The 17347-nt window shown below is 37.3% G+C and carries 17 protein-coding genes; 9 read left to right on the top strand and 8 right to left on the bottom strand.

Annotated features, from left to right (window positions below; all coding sequences use genetic code 11):
• Nucleotides 1-94: 94 nt before the first annotated feature.
• On the bottom strand, nt 95-934 hold the full coding sequence (locus ACKI3H_RS08270) for a MurR/RpiR family transcriptional regulator (RefSeq protein ID WP_407371800.1): 840 nt from the start codon (nt 932-934) through the stop codon (nt 95-97).
• 202 nt (nt 935-1136) lie between these two features.
• Here ACKI3H_RS08270 and ACKI3H_RS08265 point away from each other — a divergent pair, with 202 nt between their 5' ends.
• The 5 genes from ACKI3H_RS08265 (at nt 1137) to ACKI3H_RS08245 (ending at nt 5776) form a co-directional block, all read left to right on the top strand.
• Nucleotides 1137-1991 carry a hypothetical protein gene (locus ACKI3H_RS08265; RefSeq protein WP_407371799.1) on the top strand — a complete coding sequence of 285 codons (855 nt, stop codon included), beginning with the start codon at nt 1137-1139 and terminating at the stop codon, nt 1989-1991.
• A gap of 1 nt (nt 1992) precedes the next feature.
• A complete protein-coding gene (locus ACKI3H_RS08260) occupies nt 1993-3696 on the top strand; it encodes an ABC transporter ATP-binding protein (protein WP_407371798.1) in 1704 nt (567 codons plus the stop codon).
• The gene (locus ACKI3H_RS08255) at nt 3693-4529 is read left to right on the top strand and encodes an energy-coupling factor transporter transmembrane component T family protein (protein ID WP_407371797.1); all 837 of its coding nucleotides are present in this window, start codon (nt 3693-3695) and stop codon (nt 4527-4529) included. Before ACKI3H_RS08260 ends, ACKI3H_RS08255 begins: the two co-directional genes overlap by 4 nt.
• A 15-nt stretch (nt 4530-4544) precedes the next feature.
• Entirely contained in the window at nt 4545-5333 is a 789-nt protein-coding gene (locus ACKI3H_RS08250) for a PHP-associated domain-containing protein (RefSeq protein ID WP_407371796.1), read from the top strand.
• Between the two features lie 233 nt (nt 5334-5566).
• Complete coding sequence (locus ACKI3H_RS08245; protein WP_407371795.1) at nt 5567-5776, top strand: hypothetical protein; 210 nt, start codon at nt 5567-5569, stop codon at nt 5774-5776.
• A gap of 187 nt (nt 5777-5963) precedes the next feature.
• On the opposite strand, the gene ACKI3H_RS08240 is transcribed toward ACKI3H_RS08245, so the two are convergent.
• Nucleotides 5964-6590: a DapH/DapD/GlmU-related protein gene (locus ACKI3H_RS08240; RefSeq protein WP_407371794.1), complete on the bottom strand. Its 627-nt coding sequence runs from the start codon at nt 6588-6590 to the stop codon at nt 5964-5966.
• Between the two features lie 124 nt (nt 6591-6714).
• Between ACKI3H_RS08240 and ACKI3H_RS08235 the strand changes: the two genes are divergently transcribed.
• Nucleotides 6715-7866 carry an NAD(P)-dependent oxidoreductase gene (locus tag ACKI3H_RS08235; protein ID WP_407371793.1) on the top strand — a complete coding sequence of 384 codons (1152 nt, stop codon included), beginning with the start codon at nt 6715-6717 and terminating at the stop codon, nt 7864-7866.
• 222 nt (nt 7867-8088) lie between these two features.
• On the opposite strand, the gene ACKI3H_RS08230 is transcribed toward ACKI3H_RS08235, so the two are convergent.
• Nucleotides 8089-8658 (bottom strand): YdeI/OmpD-associated family protein, encoded by a 570-nt coding sequence (locus tag ACKI3H_RS08230; RefSeq protein WP_407371792.1) that lies wholly within the window; start codon nt 8656-8658, stop codon nt 8089-8091.
• A gap of 65 nt (nt 8659-8723) precedes the next feature.
• On the bottom strand, nt 8724-9599 hold the full coding sequence (locus tag ACKI3H_RS08225) for a LysR family transcriptional regulator (protein WP_407371791.1): 876 nt from the start codon (nt 9597-9599) through the stop codon (nt 8724-8726).
• Nucleotides 9600-9723: 124 nt separating this feature from the next.
• Here ACKI3H_RS08225 and ACKI3H_RS08220 point away from each other — a divergent pair, with 124 nt between their 5' ends.
• The 3 genes from ACKI3H_RS08220 to ACKI3H_RS08210 are packed head-to-tail and all read left to right on the top strand — an operon-like array spanning nt 9724 to nt 11902.
• Nucleotides 9724-10287 carry a DapH/DapD/GlmU-related protein gene (locus tag ACKI3H_RS08220; RefSeq protein ID WP_407371790.1) on the top strand — a complete coding sequence of 188 codons (564 nt, stop codon included), beginning with the start codon at nt 9724-9726 and terminating at the stop codon, nt 10285-10287.
• 33 nt (nt 10288-10320) lie between these two features.
• Entirely contained in the window at nt 10321-11193 is an 873-nt protein-coding gene (locus ACKI3H_RS08215; RefSeq protein ID WP_407371789.1) for an aldo/keto reductase, read from the top strand.
• 55 nt (nt 11194-11248) lie between these two features.
• Nucleotides 11249-11902 carry an NAD(P)-binding oxidoreductase gene (locus ACKI3H_RS08210; protein WP_407371788.1) on the top strand — a complete coding sequence of 218 codons (654 nt, stop codon included), beginning with the start codon at nt 11249-11251 and terminating at the stop codon, nt 11900-11902.
• 109 nt (nt 11903-12011) lie between these two features.
• On the opposite strand, the gene ACKI3H_RS08205 is transcribed toward ACKI3H_RS08210, so the two are convergent.
• From ACKI3H_RS08205 to ACKI3H_RS08190, 4 genes are read right to left on the bottom strand one after another with little or no spacing between them, the layout of a single operon-like run.
• On the bottom strand, nt 12012-13097 hold the full coding sequence (locus ACKI3H_RS08205) for a hypothetical protein (RefSeq protein WP_407371787.1): 1086 nt from the start codon (nt 13095-13097) through the stop codon (nt 12012-12014).
• The gene (locus tag ACKI3H_RS08200; protein ID WP_407371786.1) at nt 13084-15585 is read right to left on the bottom strand and encodes a phosphoenolpyruvate synthase; all 2502 of its coding nucleotides are present in this window, start codon (nt 15583-15585) and stop codon (nt 13084-13086) included. Before ACKI3H_RS08200 ends, ACKI3H_RS08205 begins: the two co-directional genes overlap by 14 nt.
• The gene (locus ACKI3H_RS08195; RefSeq protein WP_407371785.1) at nt 15582-16487 is read right to left on the bottom strand and encodes a prenyltransferase; all 906 of its coding nucleotides are present in this window, start codon (nt 16485-16487) and stop codon (nt 15582-15584) included. Before ACKI3H_RS08195 ends, ACKI3H_RS08200 begins: the two co-directional genes overlap by 4 nt.
• Complete coding sequence (locus ACKI3H_RS08190) at nt 16481-17347, bottom strand: phosphatidylserine decarboxylase (protein ID WP_407371784.1); 867 nt, start codon at nt 17345-17347, stop codon at nt 16481-16483. Before ACKI3H_RS08190 ends, ACKI3H_RS08195 begins: the two co-directional genes overlap by 7 nt.

The following is a 17347-nucleotide window of genomic DNA, read 5'->3' as shown; positions in this document are numbered from 1 at the left end:
AGTATATTATTTTACTTTGATCACGAGTTTTGCTCTAGTATAAAAATAGATTAAGCAACTAGAAAATGATTCCATTGATAGCCATAACGTTAAATTATCTTGGAACATTATGCTTATAAGCCTCTTTAAGTGAAAATAAATTTTCAAGATGTTGTTTTCTTTCTTCAGGCATTTGTTTCGCCATTTCAACGATCAACGTATCAATCAGGGCTACTACCGACGTCATGGAATGGTAGTCATCGGGTAGGCCTCGTGCTACAAAAAAGGTTATAACGCCTTCTTCAGAAGTAGAGTTATAATGCCTGTCTGCAAAAGACAGAATAGGAACTTTGATTTTTTTTCCATAGTCTTCTACCAGTTTGATTTCTCTAGGGACAGAACCGAACCCAAAAAGGACAATGGCATCTTCTTGAGAAAGGTTATTTAATTTCTCGAAAAGTTCTGAACCACTTGCAGTCACGAGCTGGATATCCAAGTTAAAGCGATTCAAACGGAAAACGAGTAAGTCAGCAGGACTTTTAGCAGCACCTTTGGCAAATACATAGATTTTTTTAGCTTTTAACAGTAAGTGAATCGCCTGATTCAATGTTTGCATATCCAAATGAGAGACGGTTTCTATCAAATGCTGAATTTCTTTGAAAATGAGTAAATTGTCTTTATCATTCAATTTACCTTCTTCAAAACTATTTTGGAGTTTTTTAGCAGGTGAGACTTGTATATCAGATAAAATAGCCATTTTCATTTCTTTAAATGACGGATAACCAACTTTTTTTGAAAAACGAGTAATGGTTGCATCGCTGATTCCTAGTTTATTAGAGATCTCTGTTATGGTTAAAAAAGGAATCGTTTCAATGTTTGAGTAGATATATTCCAATATTATAAGCTGACTTTTGGTCAGGGAATCCTTAGGAATGGTAAAGGTATGTGTAGCCATGTTTTCCTCCTTTAAGGGTTACTTATCATTTATTGTAGCATAATTTTTCAGGTTTAATGAGTTCGTCAATGAAAATTAATTTTCTTTTATTTATTTTAATGAAAAAAATACTACATTTTTACTTTAAATTTGCGGGTAATTTACATTCGTTCGGTAAGATAACCATGTACTAAATAAAACATAAACTATTGGAGGAATTACTTTGCATTTAAAAGGAAAACGAACGGAACTTACGCAAGCACAAAAGATGATGATTTTCGTCTTATCTATGTCTTTATACGGTCTGGCTACATTGTTCACAGAATTGATTCCATCTGTTCAATTGGGTATCGTTGAATTATCAGTTGAGTATTTTGCTTTTATTCCCTTAACGTTAGCAATTTTATTTGATCCACTATCAGCTGCATTAGGTGCAGCTACTGGAGAAGTGATTTTTAGTGAAATTATGTTAGGCCAATTCGGTGGTGTCGGAGAAGTTGAAAAATTTGTTCTTTTCTCTTTAGGCATCTATATTGCTGGAATGATGGTCAATGATCCTCTTAATAAAGTCCAAGTTGCTATCGCTTCGTTTACGGGCATCTTCATTCACCAATTTTTAGGGGGATTAGTCGACATTTCAAAAGTGGTGTTTGCGATTGAAGACTTTGAAGCTGTTCAAGGGTTGCCTGAATCAGTATTTTTCACTGAAGGATTTGCCATAGTCAATGATTTGCTATTCTCTGGAATCTTATTCTGTGTGCTCCCAACGTTATTCTTAGTCCCAAGACTATATAAAAAAATTGAACCATTATTAGGGATGCGTCCAAGAACCCCTGAAAATAGACCTTCATTTGGAGCAGTATTAAATGTCAAAGCCATTTTGATGGCAATCGGTTTCTTCCTAATCGCCGTCACAACTGAATTTATGGCAGAAACGGGAATCAACTTTATTGACTGGGAAGCAAGCTGGGCTGAAAGTCCTGAAGCAGTGTTTGCAGGCATTGTCATTACGTTAGTTTTGATCGTAGGCATTATACTTGTTATCAGAAAAAATAAAACGATTGGTGTAGGTGAGTAATTTGATTGAGATCAAAAATCTCTACTTTAATTATCCAAGTCAGGAAAAATATCAACTGGAAGAGATCAATTTAACGATTGAAGATGGAGAGTTCGTAGCTATCGTTGGAAACAATGGAACGGGTAAATCAACTTTATGCAAATTGTTGAATGGAGTGATTCCACATTTTATCGATGGTGATGTGAGCGGATCCCTTAAAATAAATGGAGTGGAAACTGTGGATTCAACTGTTTCGGACTTGGCACATACGATTGGCTATGTCTATCAGGATTTTGAAAACCAGTTGATTCGTCCAAAAGTGTTGGATGATGCTGCTTTTTCATGTCTGAACAATGGTTTGGAAGACTATGTTGAACGTGGGATGGAAGCCTTAGAGTTAACGGGGTTAGAAGAACAATCGGATGAGTATATCTGGCAGCTATCTGGTGGTCAGAAGCATTTACTGGCGTTAGCAGGAATGACAGCTTTAAGACCAGATATCTTGATTTTGGATGAACCGATAGCGCAACTGGATCCTTATCATGCACTCAAAACGTATGATGTACTGAAGCGATTTAATAAAGAATTAGGCAAGACGATTGTTGTGATTGAACACCATACAGACTTTATTGGTAAATATTGCGATTCGGTTATTTTCATGAAAGACAATCGAATTCAGTGGAAATTACCTGTAAAAGAAGCGCTCGTTAGAGTAGAAGAATTGATGGAAGGCTCGATCTTTCCACCACAAATTACTCAAGCAGCACATCAGTTAGCTCAAATTTCTGAAAGGAATGCTTTAACCCTGCCAATCAATCACGATCAAGGGAAAGATTATTTCAAAGAGTATGCACTACAGACTGTTGAAAAAACCATGCCTAGTGTTCGTTCAAAACAGGATGATGTCATGATTTATTTAAAAGACGTTTCGCTCAGCTACGATATGATCAAAGGAGATAAAAAACCTATCTTTGATTCATTGAATCTTACAATCAATAAGGGAGAGAGAGTAGCACTGATTGGAAATAACGGTGCAGGTAAATCAACGCTGCTTAAGTTACTGACAGGACTAATCAAACCAGACAGCGGAGAAATAGAGTTGGATGGTAAAGACATTATCCGGTTAAAACCGGAGCAGATCTCAGATACAATCAGTTATGTTTATCAGAATCCTGAGAATATGTTTATCGATGACAGCATCAAACGCGATATTGCTTTTTCAATGAAAGCAAGAAATATCAAAGACTATAAAGAACGAACAGAGGCTCTGTTACGCCAGTTTGATTTAGTAGAGCTAGCTGAAAGAGATGGACGGCTACTTAGTGGAGGACAGATGCGCAGAGCTTCTCTAGCGATCGGGGTAGCGTTGAATCCGCAAATCATGCTATTGGATGAACCCACAGCCAATCTGGATATTGCAACAAGAAAAAGTATTACGAAAACGCTTGATGATCTGAAAGATAGCTTGGAAACGACTATTATTGCCACACATGATATGCAGTTGGTAGCAGAGTGGGCGAATCGAATTGTTGTTCTTCATGAAGGGAAAGTTATTGGAAACGGTACAAGAGAAGAGATTTTTCATGATGAAACATTACTTCAGTTAGCTGGAATCGATCCGCCAGAAATCTTTAAATTGGCAAAATCGATGAATTCGGATGCTTCTATCTATACAGTTGATCAATTTGTGGATCAGTTACAGAAGAAAGAAGGGGTCTTGTCATGATGAAAGTGAATGAAAATTTCTTAGATAAATTTACGATCACGACCTTGAAAAATCAAGTGTTGAAAAATGCTTATGGAAATGATGAAACTTTTGTTGCCTTACTAGATCCACGTACATTATTCATCTGGTATGTGCTCTTTGGGATCATTCCCTGGTTCATTACAAATTATTGGGTATTAGCCGGCTTATTTATTTTTGTAGCCATCACGACTAAATTAGCACGAACAGTGCCTCTTATTTTATTCGTCTTTTGTATCGGACTTTTGTCAGAAACAGGTTTTCTGTTTCTATTCATCTTATTATTCGGTGGTGATTGGTCTGCACTGATTCCAGTGCTCCAGCTGACATTGAAAATCGGCGTTGTCTCATTAGCTTCGATTACGACCTTTGCGGGGATGGATCCTGATAAATTATCTAATGGACTCTTATCGATTGGTTTACCTGATCAGTTCGCATTCAGTATTTCTTATGGTTACCGAATCTTACCGATCATTATGGAAGAATTCCAGAGTATCAATCTTTCTTATCGATTGAGGGGCGTACAACCCGATTCAACTGGCTTTATGGGTAAAATCCGTTTCATTATGTATCAGTTAAAAATCGTCATGCGTTCATTCTATCCCTTGATGTTGAATATGGCTAAACGAAGCCGAACAACAGTAGAAGCATTGGAAATAAAAGGCTATCGTAATTCAATGACCGATCCTAGGGTGAAAAAAATGAAATTGAAAACATTAAACTTCACTTCAAAAGATTTTGCATTTTTAGCAAGTTCAGTTTTGTATTTTGCTTTAGTCGTTACGGCAGCGCTTATCGCACCTAAATTAGTTTAAACGGAGGAACTTATTTTGAAAATAGATTTTCACACGCATGGTAAATTAGCTAAAAACTTACCATTCTCAGAAGAATATACTGTACAGTTATTTAAAGAGGCAAAAGCAAGAGGCTTGGATGCACTCTGTCTGACGGAGCATTTCAACACTCAAGAATTCGAAAAAATTTATGGCTACATTACAGAGCACTACCCGAAAGATGGAGACACTTATTTAGTAGAAGGTGTACGTGTATTTCCTGGATTAGAAGTAGATATTCAAGAAGGTGGACATAATTTAGTTATCGGACGATTTGAAGATATTTTGGAAATCCGTCGTCGCGTTTTACCAGAACTAGATGAAGCATTTCTACCCGCAGAAGACTTGTTTTCTATCATCAAAGAATACAATGTGCTTTTCGGGGCTGCACATGTTTACCGAAGTGGCTGCAACAATCTAACATTATCGGATGATTTGATCGACTGTTATGACTTCTTTGACTTGAATGGAAAAGATACAGGATTGATGGGATTAAGTAATAGAAAAAATATTGAAGCCATAGCTGCTAAATACAATAAGCCGGTTTTAGCGGGAAGTGATACACATCAGTATCTCCAATATGGTGTGTTGTACAATGATTTTGACAAAGACGTGAATACCATTGATGCACTGAAATATGAAATTGAAAAAAAAGCTTATACTGTCGAAATCGATAAGGGCATCAGTCAGAAAGTCGAAGCAGCAACGCTACTGAAAAAAGCGTTAAAAGAATTACAAAAAGTAGGCGGGCGTTACGATATCAACTTAGCTAAAATTAAACTTTAATCTATGAAACAGAAAGAATATGATCTCGAATCATTAGCGAGATTATATTCTTTGCATTCAAAGAACGTTATAAAATACAAGATTCAAGGACAAATAGAAAAGCTAATTCCCTTCTTCATCTATTTAATTGTGTCAATTCATGTTAAAATAAGGAGCTTAGGGTAATGACGATTTTACTTAGAACGGATGCCAAAAAAGCCTCCGCCTATCAATAAATATGGAGGTGTAAGAAAATGAATAAACAATGGACAATCGATTCAATCAAGGAATTTGTTGGGAAAAATTCGGATAGCAAGTTGCTAACAACAGAATATCGTGGTTTTTCTCAAAAACTACAATTTGAATGTGCATGTGGCAATACATTTGAGAAATCCTTTACAAAATTTAAAAATAAAAATCAACGCAAGTGCGAAGTTTGTCAACCACTAAAAGAGGCATTCTAATATATAGTGACTACAAGACCTCCTTGTCAAATGAGGAGCATAAAATAACAGAAGTCAAAAATTAAATCTAATTAAAAAAACGTGAGCAGCTGTCTCACGCTTTTTTTATATGAAAAATAGGCTTGCATTAGCTGCATCTCAAAAAAGAGATAATCTTGTTTTGTATCGACAAATTTAAAGTCTATCTTTATTCTTTTGACCATTTTTCAACAAATAATTCAATTGGCATTTTTAAATCTTCATAACGGTCTTCTAATTCTTGACGGGTCCAATTCCACCATGCAATTTGAGCAAGTTTTTCTTTGATAGTTTCTGGAAAGCGATCTTTTATGTGTTTTGCTGGCACGCCCGCCACAATGGTATAGGGTGGTATATCTTTAGTCACAACAGCGCCGCTTCCTATAACGACTCCATCTCCCACAGTGACACCAGACTGAATGATCACGCCATGGCCAATCCAGACATCATTGCCAATAGTTGTGTAGTTCTCCCGTCTTTTCTCTAAGAAATCTGTATCTTTTTTAGGGAAACCATAGCCACTACCATTGTAAGTAAATATATGTTGAGAAGGACGTTCATAAGGATGGTTTGTAGGACCAATTCGAACCATATCAGCAATACTGTTAAACCGGCCTAATTTTGAATTTTGGATGAAACAATAATCCCCAGTATACGTATAACTCCCAAATTCTGAGTGATCAATCGCATTTTGTTTGCCAATTTCAGTGTATTCACCGAATGTGGTATCTTTGACCTGACTATCGTTTCCAATGACAGGACGATCTGCGTATAGTTTTGTTGGTTCAATATGCATAATCTCAAACCTCTCCATCTTTTCTTTTAGTGTATCGAATGATAAAATAAAAAGCAACAATTCAAAATTTTATGTAACACAGGACTACGAGCACAAGACAGTAGAAGAAACGAGGCAGAACTATATGTATAAGTTACGACTGATTGATCCAATTTCTGATGGACTCATCGCTAGATTGCAAAAACCAAACTTTGAAATTAGCCAAGAGAGAGAAACTGAAGGAATCCTAGTTCGAAGTTCCAACGTTCCTGATGAATCGATCTCAGAAGAATTATTGGTTATTTCTCGATCAGGTGTCGGTGTCAACACAATCAATCTAGAAGCCGCTACTGAAAATGGAACAGCTGTTTTGAACACGCCAGGAGTTAATGCAAACGCAGTTAAAGAATTGGTTTTGGCTTGTCTATTTTTAACGATACGTCCTGTTGCGACAGCAGCGGAAATGGTTCGCACACTTAAGGGCCCGGATATACTTGGGCAAGCAGAATCCAAACGCTCAGACTATGTTGGGCAAGAACTTCAAGGGAAAACAATTGGCTTGTTGGGAATGGGGGCTATCGGCAGGCAAATTGCTAGAAGCTGTTATGACCTAGGAATGGAAGTATTGGGCTACGCTAGACGGGATCATGATATTGATTATGTAAACCAAGTGGATTTAGATGAATTGCTTCGCCTTTCAGATTTTGTTGTCGTTGTTCTGCCGTTGACTAATGAAACCAAAGATTTACTAACGGAAGAAAAATTGAGTCAAATGAAAAAAGGAGCTTATTTGCTTAATTTTGGACGTGACCCGATTGTGAACAGTACAGGACTATTGAAGATCCTACAGGATGAAACCATAGCCGGTTACATTACTGATTTCCCTCAAGAAGAATACCTTGGTCACCCGAATATTTTAATGCTTCCCCATATTGGTGGAACTACTCAGGAAGCTCTAAAGGGTGGAGACCGACTCGCCGTAAGAGCATTGCGTAATTTTTTATTATTTGGAACGGTTAGAGAATCCGTCAACTTTCCAGCTACTCGTCTTGTGTTTCAGTCTCCATATCGTCTTACCATTTTTTATCAAAAAACTAGGAAAGCATGGTCCAAAATCATGAACTATTTGGACCAAGAAAACCTTAAAATAGGAAACATGACCAGTAATGGAAAAGATGGGTACGACTATATGCTGATTGATTTAGAAGAAAGTTTTGACCGAATAGAACCTGTTGCAAAAAAAATTCAGGATATTCCTTCTGTCAAACGAGTACGTATATTATCTAAACCAGATTAACGCTATTTATCTGTTCGTTAAATATAGGAACGCAATAATCGAAAAAATAGAGCGGGACAAAAAGCGTTTAGACCCTAATCACTGGAACGAATAAGTGCAGTATGGTCATCGACCATGATTCGTGAAGTGGACGTCGGGTCTGCTTTTTGGAGTACGTTTTAGAATAAATATTCGTATATAGAGAAGAGGTTGGGGCTTATGTCCTAGCCTCGTTTTCTTTTATTAATAATCAAGTAGGCGGCCATTATCATTCCATTGACCATACAGTTTATTTGCTCTGGTATGTTCTATAAATTTATTCAACCGTCTATTAAAAATCTCTTGGTCATGTTTATAGCTTTGTATATTGTCTATTCTGATTCTTCTATAGAGTTCAGGGAAGCTAAGAAAATTTTGATAGACTTGATTATCTTCTTTTAAGCGAGCTTCGACCTCTTGATCGATAACAAATGATTCAGGACGCATATCCGGAAGAACTTTCAAGCCCGCTTCTGTCATTAAACCCAGTTTTTCTAATCTTCTGACGCGCTCTTTATTTAATTCTGTCCAGTTGCTTTTTTTTCTTCGTGGAGAAAGACGTTGAGCTGATTCTATTTCAGAGATTTTTTTCTTGATGCCATCAATCCAACCAAAACATAAAGCTTCCTCAACGATGTCTAGATACTGAACAACTTCTGCGGTTTCAGTCTTACTGATAATGACCCAACAAAAATTTTCTGTAGATGAGTGTACCTCAAGCCAATTTCTTAAGTCTTCCCGGTTCGTAATAGTAAGCGCATTTTCTATTTTCATTTTTGAGTAAATCCTTTCTAATTAGGAATGGGTAATAGAATGACTTAAACAGTATTGGAAAGCTGCTAAAAATGGATAGAAGCTTGAATAGTTTTTAAGAATACAGTTGCTGCTTTTGAATGAATGGCATTCTTTTTCCATATCATATTTAAGTGTGCCTCTAAACTGGGTCTTAAAGGAACAAATGTTAAATCTGTTCCTTGAGTGTTTATGATCCCATCAATACATAGTGCGCAACCTATACCTTCTTTTATCATGATCGAGGCATTATACAAAAGGTTATAGGTGCCGATGATTTGTTGACTGTCGAGATTTTTCCCTAGCCATTCACCGATTTGATCATCAACTAAAGATTGGCTTGAAACAAAGAGCGAAAGAGACTTTAAATCTTCAGATAAGATAGCTTTCTTTTTTGCATAAGGATGGTCTTTGTGGAATAAAATGCCCCATTGATCGGTTCTAGGTAATCTTAAGTAATCGTATTTTTTCTTTTCTACTGGATCGATGACAATTCCAAAATCCAAGATCCCCTTGTCCAATTTCTCAGAAACATCGTCTGCATTTCCACTATATAATTGGATTTTCACATCAGGATATTTTTCAGTTAAGACACGTATATTTTCAGCTATAAATTGCATGGCTTTACTTTCGCCACCACCAATAACGATTTTCCCGCTAATCGTTTCTTTACTCGATAAGTTTGTCATTGTGGTATCAACTAATGAAAGGATTTCTTTACCACGGTTCATCAAATAGTGCCCATCTTCGGTTAAGGTGATTTCGCGGTTTCCGCGAGTAAATAATTGAACGCCTAATTCTTCTTCTAGTTCTTTTAGTTGTTTAGATAAAGTCGGTTGAGACAAATGTAAGGATTCTGCTGCTTTACTAATTGTTTTTTCTTGAGTCACCGTCAAAAAATAATTTAATACACGAAAATCCAATAGGTATACCTCCTATGTATAGTTAAAAAGCATAGTTGAGTATGCTATATAAGTATTAGTCAGATTCAGTTTATCTTAGTATGATGGGTTTAACAAGAAATAACGATATAGGTGGTGAAGATCTATGAAAGACTTATTGAGCCGAATTATTAGGAAAGAAATAGTAAAAGAATCCTCTTATTTTGAAGAAATACATGAGCAAAAGGTCGAAAATGAAAGATTAGTCATGGAATTGAATACCGGTTATCATACTCCTGCAGAGGTACGCACGTCTCTTGAAAAAATTACGAGTCAATCGATTGATTCTTCGGTTACGATTTCGTTGCCTTTTTACACAGATTTTGGAAAACACATTACATTTGGGACAGATATTTTTATCAATCAAAACGTCACCTTTGTTGATTTAGGCGGTATTTACCTTGAAGATAATGTCTTGATTGGACCTGGCGCTCGTTTAATCACAGTGAATCATTTGGTGGATCCAGCAAAAAGAAGAGGAATCATCGTGGATTCGATTCGAATCAAAGAGAATGCTTGGATTGGAGCAAATGCAACCGTTCTGGCTGGCGTAACGATTGGTAAAAATGCTATTGTTGCAGCAGATGCTACAGTCACTAAAGATGTACCAGACAATGTGATTGTTGTGGGTACACCTGCGAGAATTACTAAAGAAATCGTCTTTCATTAATCTGCTGGAAAAAAGAGAAAGAAGGAATTGGAAATGGTAGTAAACGAAACGTATACATTAATAAATGGAGTTAAAATCCCAAAATTAGGTTTAGGAACTTGGATGATAGATAATGAAGCAGTTGTTCAAGTTGTAAAAGATACGCTTGATTCAGGTTACCGTCATATTGATACAGCGGAAGCTTATCTTAACGAAGAAGGTGTAGGTCGTGGTCTTAAAGAATCTGGGATTAACCGTGAAGATATTTTTGTCACTACGAAACTCGAAGGCGATATCAAAAATTATGAGGAAGCGGTCAAAGCAATCGAGAAATCACTTGAACGTTTAAATATGGATTATATCGACTTAATGATCATTCATAGTCCACAGCCTTGGGCAAACTTCCGTGATGGCAACCATTACTTCGAAGGGAACTTAGAAGCATGGCGCGCCTTAGAGGAAGCGTATGAAGCAGGCAAGTTACGTGCAATCGGTGTATCTAACTTCGAGCAAGTAGACTTGGAAAACTTGATCACTAACGGAAAAGTCAAACCAATGGTAAACCAAGTTCTTGCACACATTACAAATGTTCCAACCGATGTCATTGAGTATTGTCAAAGTCAAGACATCATTGTCGAAGCATACTCACCAATTGCTCACGGAGCTATTCTTGATCATCCAGTTGTTACAGAGATGGCTGAAAAGTATCAGGTTTCACCTGCTCAATTAAGTATTCGCTATGTCTTGCAATTAGGTACAGTTGCTTTACCTAAAACGACGAATAAGGATCATATGAAATCGAATGCTGATATCGACTTTACAATCTCTGAAGAGGATATGAATATGTTAAACGAGTTGCCGCTTATCGAAACTTATGGTGATGATCAGGTTATGCCAGTGTTCAGTTCACAATACAACAAAAAGTAAGTGATATGCGTTATACTAATTGTAAGTTGAATGATTGATTGAGAGGAGTTTTTTAATGAAAGTATTAGTTGTAGGTGCCAATGGGAAAGTAGCTCGTCATTTTGCAGATTTTGCTAAAGAGGATTCAGTTATTGAAGAGATCGCAATGATCCGTAAGGCTGAACAAGTGAGTTTCTTCGAAGAACGAGGAATTGAGACAGTTCTTTTAGATCTTGTTAAAAATTCAGTAGATGAATTGGCAGAAGCTATGAAAAATGTCGATGCAGTTATCTTCAGTGCTGGAGCTGGTGGAAGTGGCTTGGACAAAACCATTTTGATTGACTTAGATGGAGCTATTAAAGCGATGACTGCTGCAGAACAAGCAGGCGTTAAACGTTTTGTTATGGTCAGTACCTTCCGTACAGGGCGTGAAGCAATGTCTCAAGAACAGGATTTACAAATTTACACCATCGCTAAAAATTATGCGGATGAATGGTTGAAGAATCGGACAGATCTAGATTGGACGATTGTGCATCCTGGTATATTAGTTGATGAACCTGGTACCAATCAAATAAAAGTTGGTATGGGCCAAGATATTACTGAGATTCCACGTCAAGATGTAGCTCAAACGTTGATTTCGGTACTTCATAATGACAACACGATCAAACAAGAATTTGAAGTTCTAGCTGGCGACACTGCTGTTGAAGAAGCAATTCGTAATTTAAACTAAATAAGCCAAAGACCCCAAAAGCTAATCTTTTGGGGTCTTTTTATGCAGTAAAACACATTATATAGTGTGTGAGTTTGTTTGATTCTTCTAAATTTCAGCCAAGCTTTGGTTAGTCCAATTTTAACATCCATAAGCTGTAATCATGAGAATCTTTTTGCATCTCTGGCACATAGCGATTTGTTACTGTATTTTCATGAATCAAGGCAGCCACTACTTCTGATTTGCGCTGTTTTATTTGTTTGAAAACTGGGTAGGACATGGCTAATCCTAAACCCAAATGCTTAGAGTCTACGCCTAAATATAGAATGATATAGCGTTTAGCACGCCATCGAGTATATAAAATTTTCGCTAGATTTAGCACAGTCATTTTTCGATAAATCAAATTGCCGTAATCCGGCAAGGTAATCAGAAAGCCAACAAGCTGCTGATCTTTGTAGGCCAACTTCACCATAGAAAAATCGATTACTTGTTTTAAATCGGCAAAAATTTGACTAAACTGTTCAGCTGTAACCTCTTGATACAATGGAAAGTCTTTGTAGAGTACTCTTAAAAGTTCAAAGACTTCAAGAGAAACGGTTGGCCAATCTTCTGGTTTAGGAGAAACAAATCGGTAGCCTTTTTCCACAAAGGATTGGTAACGTTTGGCTAATTTTTTTGATTCATATTGAGGCGGAATCGTGCGATAAAAATTTGATGTGTAGTGCTCGATCTCTTTAAAACCTGCCTCTTGCCATAGCTTTGGGTAATAAGCTGGATTGTGCGGTTCACTCGTAAATGGCGTTCGTTCAAATCCTTTAACTTTCATTCGATAGCCTAGCCAAAAACTTCCTTGAACAGGACCAACGATGCGCTGGCCATTTTCGTTTCGTACTTTGTCACTCAGTTTTTGGATAAACTGAATCATAACAGTTGCATCATCTACCGCTTCAAAATACCCAAAGTAGTAGTCTTCCAAGTGGTGCGGTTTGATCAGAGCCCCACGAATCACCATTTGGCCATCTTGGTAACCATTGAATGCTTGGAACGTATAAGTTGAACTCAATGGATGTTGTCCGCTGATCTGTGCTTGTTCCTCTGAGACCGACTGCATCCATTCCTCTTTTTTGTAGATCTGTTGTGGGAAATATAAAAAATCTGCTTCTGATTGTTCACCTGAAACCACTGGAGTGATTTTTAATGTATTAGGAATAGTCATTTTCATCCTCCAAACGTTTGATCAAACCTGTCTGGCCGTTTATTTCAATCCATTCTCCAGTTTTCAGTTGTTGTGTGGCTTGTTTGACATTGACGACAGAAGGAATACCTAACTCACGAGAGATGATTGCTGTGTGGGATAAAAGCGAACCTTTTTCCGCAATGATTCCTTTTGATTGAGTCAGTAAATACACCCAACCCGGATCCGTCATTTTTGTGACGATAATTTTAGCATGGGATTGATGAAAGTTAACGGCTTGAATATCTTCGACAACTAGAACTTGTCCTCGAACCACACCTTTTGAACAACCAATTCCTTGGAAGTCCTTTTGGTTGGTTGAGGCAATCTTCTGATGATCAATCGTTTGTGGGTACTTTTCAAAAATACTTCCAGCAAAAATCAATCTGCTGAATGCAGGCAATTGCTGATCGACAGACCGTTTATGCTTTCGTTTTTCTATCTCCGACTGCATATTTGACAGGTTCTTATAGCTAGCCAAATCGAACAATTCAGGCATTGTTAAATAGAATACATCTTCTGATTGTTCAAGACGGTTTTCTTTTACCAACTGTTCGCCCATGGTAATAAAAATGAGGCGCATCATTCCATAAATTCGTGTGCGATTCAATCGAGAACTTTCTCTGTATTTGATGCCTGTCATAGCGCGTTTCTTCAAGCCATTCACCAATGGATTCCGTGACTTACATGCTAGAGTTGCGTTAGAGGTAGTGCGTAGAGCAGGTGGTGGCAATTCCAACTGCTGCTGAATCAATTGAATGAATGAAGAAGGTTGGCTACGAAAGGTAGCTGTCTCCAATTTTAATTCTTCTGGAGCTCGATCTCCAAATTGATGAATGAAATGTCGCATATCTTGTGTGATAGGATCTATATCTTCGTCAATAAAATTAGCTGCACGTTCCAAAGAAAGACTGTCGATTTTCTTTCGATAGTCCCTATTTTTATTTTCTTGAATGGTGAAAATAATTTTATTCAGTTCAAAAACTGGTTTCATACTTTCAATTTGTTCGATTCCGGCAATTTCCTCTTGGACTTCTTCAGGCGAACAGATCTTTTTTAACAATCCTGTGTAAATAAATGCATAAAGATCATTGATCAAAGTGACATCCCATTGTTCTAATACTTGTCCTTTGAGTTGCTCAAATAATTGATGAAGTTCTTCAAATGAAGACTCTCGCGTATAAGTTTGATCGAATCGTTCAGAGATCGCTTCAAAATCCGAATCAAGTTGTTTCATTGAACGAGGTACCTGGATGAAACTTTTGATGATGCGTCCCATGATTTTCAGGCGCATTGGTCGGCTGATTTTCACTGTAGTTGCAGAGATATCGGTGGCTTGAACACCTAACATATCTTGCCAAATAGGAATGATCTGTTTAGAAAAGGGCAGCAGCTGCAACAATCTGTACCAATTAGTGATTTGATAATAGACCCGGCTATTGACTTGAGCAATCATATTTTGAAAAGTGGGCTCAAATGATTGAAGTGTCTGTGTATCGTTTTTCAACATACGTTTGGCCAAACCTCTAAAAATACTCCCATAAGCTTCTTGAATGAAACTGAATGTCAAAGGAGTCGTTGTTCCGGGATAACTCTCCACAATATTACTGTTATCTAAAATAATGACGGGTTCTGTAGGGATTTTTGTGATGGGTCTTGCTTGTAAAACATATAGTTGATCATCTAAAAATGTAAATTCGATATCCATTCGCGGACCAAAGATGTCTGTGACTTTTTTCGCCATGGATTCTAAATCTACTTGTTGTTTCTCAGTTAAGATTGGAGACGCACCAGATGTTTCAAAGTAAGACAATTGATCATCCGAATGGATCGTAACCATCGTTGTATCTACTTTATCTTCCACAATACCGCTGCCAACGCCAAGGCCGACAACAATTAGGTGTTCGTTCAACAACCCTTGAGGATTCGCAGTAAAATAGACCCCAGATACATCTCCCGCAATCATATCTTGAAGAATGATGTGTAATTTAACAGCTTCTAACGAGATGCTATTTTCAAAGTAGTAACTCAATGCAGAGGGCTGGTACAACGATAGAAGAGTTTCTTCTACAGCTTCAACTAAATCGTTCGCTTTAACAAACAAACGCGTAGAGAATTGTCCCGCGAATGAGGCAGAGTCCTCATCTTCAACGTTTGCTGAAGAACGTACAGAGTAGGTGTGGTTGTCAGATGCGTTTCTGCTAAATTCATGGATAGCTGAAAGATCTTCCTGCAAAAATTCCGCCTTAAACTTCTGCTGCAATCGTTGACTCAATTCATTCAAGGTATCATTTCCTAGTTGATAGGCTGTTTGTTGTTCCTTCAAGAAGATGTGTACATCCGTTTGATCAAATAGATCAAACGAAAAAACTGAAAAAGGAGGAACAACGAGACCTTGCTTTTTCATTAAATGTAAATTATACGCTTTTGAACCTACTGAATGACGACTTAAGTGAGTGAGTTGTTTCATCGGACAACCCCCTGTATAAATAGATGTGCGGCAACCGAAAGAACCATCGTTGTTTCTGTAATATAGGTATAACGTTCCACTCTGTCTTTGATACTGAAACGTGTCGGATCATGAATGAATTGTTGAAATTGAATCGTCATCCAGATGACATTCGCCAATAAGACAACGACACCAATCTTTGAAATATTCCATAAGAGAATAAAATTCGTTAAAATATCAATGATCGTCAGCACTTGAACAAAACGTGTGGCTTTTTGATAAGTGAACAACTTAGAATAAGTCACATATTCGGTTTCGTCTTTGTGAGCTCTTATTTTACGGCTGATTTCCCATATCAAGCTTGGGAAATACATCGTAAAGGCCAGCAGAACAGTAGGTAACGACAGCAGTGGCAGTTGGTATTTATAACAAACGAACGTGATAATGTAGAAATTCATGATCATCATAACAGGATTATGGGTAACAAGGGCTAAAGGCAATGATTTTTGAATTTTGACTTTACTGAAAAACCAAAGCGACATCAATGTGCCATAGGTGAATAAAAAGAAAAACCACCATACATTATTCATAAAGAAGACGTTCAGCACAACGGTAATTGTGACCATGACAGCTAAAGCACTAGCTAAATCACGTTTCTTAACTCTTCCAGAAGGCAATGCCCGATCTGGAAATAGGCGCTGATCATGTTCGTAGTCTTTAAAATCATCTGCAATCCTAAGCGCCATCAAAAAAGTAAATATCGTCCAAACTCCGATCCATTCTTGTAAGCCTATTGAAAAATCCATTTTTCCTACGTTGAGAAGTAAAATAAAATAGATTTCAAAAAAATAGAGGATGGCTAATAGGAATCTAGGAATCAGTGGGTACATCTCTTTATAATAAGTTAATAATCTGGTTAACATGTTTTCAGACCAATTCCTTCCCCTATAGTGACTTGTGTTTCTATAGTTAAACTAGAATAATGGCGAATATCTGGATCAACAGTTACAGTGTCTTTTGGATAAGCTACTAGTATGGTTGAACCTCCCAAACTAAACCAACCTTTTTCTTTTCCTCGCTGATAATTATCGAATGGTTGATTATAAATCTTGCCGACCAAAAGTGCTCCAACTTCCATCTGCATGATCGTCCCCAATTTCTTTGTTTCGATTAGGCAATACGCTCGTTTATTTTCTTTAAAGAGTTGAAACTGTTTTTGCGCGATTTCTCTGACCGTATGCAGTTTTCCGCGGATTTTACGCCGATGAATAACCGTCCCCGTTTCGCTAGCTAAATAACGATGATAATCATCGGCCGCTAAGCGATAAATAAATAAGGTTCCGTCTTCGTAATAATCAGCTGAAGAACGGTCTTGAAGAATATCTTCTAAACGATATTTCTGCCCTTTGATGATAAAAGTCTGATTACTTTGAATGGGGACGACTAATAGTTTCGCTTGCGCAACAGCGCAAACGCGATTAGACGGACTTACTTGAAGGTTTTCCGCTTTTAATTTGCGGATAAAGAATGCTGCAAAAGAGTTGTAGTCTTCGGATTCGTAATTGCTCAATGTGATGTCATACTCTTTGACAAACGAAGCGATCTTGTTTTTAGAAAGCCGTGTATGATCAATAGCTGTCCATATGATTGAAAATAATGGAGAAGTAACCGTGGAAAGCAACACGTTTCCCCACTTTGTTTGATACAATCGTTTTAGCCATGCTGCTTGATATTCCTTAGGTTCAATAATCGATTTCGTTTCACGCTGATAGACTTTTACCAT

It is taken from the genome of Carnobacterium sp. (assembly GCF_045617425.1).
Classification (GTDB): Bacteria; Bacillota; Bacilli; order Lactobacillales; family Carnobacteriaceae; genus Carnobacterium_B.
This window is presented reverse-complemented; position numbering and strand designations above follow the sequence as displayed.

What these genes read in the sequence shown, in the direction of transcription:
- ACKI3H_RS08235 (WP_407371793.1), top strand. Translation starts at nt 6,715, where the DNA reads ATGTATAAGTTACGACTGATTGATCCAATTTCTGATGGACTCATCGCT.
- ACKI3H_RS08195 (WP_407371785.1), bottom strand. Translation starts at nt 16,487, where the DNA reads ATGTTAACCAGATTATTAACTTATTATAAAGAGATGTACCCACTGATT.
- ACKI3H_RS08190 (WP_407371784.1), bottom strand. Translation starts at nt 17,347, where the DNA reads ATGGTAAAAGTCTATCAGCGTGAAACGAAATCGATTATTGAACCTAAG.
- ACKI3H_RS08205 (WP_407371787.1), bottom strand. Translation starts at nt 13,097, where the DNA reads ATGACTATTCCTAATACATTAAAAATCACTCCAGTGGTTTCAGGTGAA.
- ACKI3H_RS08230 (WP_407371792.1), bottom strand. Translation starts at nt 8,658, where the DNA reads ATGAAAATAGAAAATGCGCTTACTATTACGAACCGGGAAGACTTAAGA.
- ACKI3H_RS08200 (WP_407371786.1), bottom strand. Translation starts at nt 15,585, where the DNA reads ATGAAACAACTCACTCACTTAAGTCGTCATTCAGTAGGTTCAAAAGCG.
- ACKI3H_RS08270 (WP_407371800.1), bottom strand. Translation starts at nt 934, where the DNA reads ATGGCTACACATACCTTTACCATTCCTAAGGATTCCCTGACCAAAAGT.
- ACKI3H_RS08245 (WP_407371795.1), top strand. Translation starts at nt 5,567, where the DNA reads ATGAATAAACAATGGACAATCGATTCAATCAAGGAATTTGTTGGGAAA.
- ACKI3H_RS08210 (WP_407371788.1), top strand. Translation starts at nt 11,249, where the DNA reads ATGAAAGTATTAGTTGTAGGTGCCAATGGGAAAGTAGCTCGTCATTTT.
- ACKI3H_RS08255 (WP_407371797.1), top strand. Translation starts at nt 3,693, where the DNA reads ATGATGAAAGTGAATGAAAATTTCTTAGATAAATTTACGATCACGACC.
- ACKI3H_RS08240 (WP_407371794.1), bottom strand. Translation starts at nt 6,590, where the DNA reads ATGCATATTGAACCAACAAAACTATACGCAGATCGTCCTGTCATTGGA.
- ACKI3H_RS08220 (WP_407371790.1), top strand. Translation starts at nt 9,724, where the DNA reads ATGAAAGACTTATTGAGCCGAATTATTAGGAAAGAAATAGTAAAAGAA.
- ACKI3H_RS08215 (WP_407371789.1), top strand. Translation starts at nt 10,321, where the DNA reads ATGGTAGTAAACGAAACGTATACATTAATAAATGGAGTTAAAATCCCA.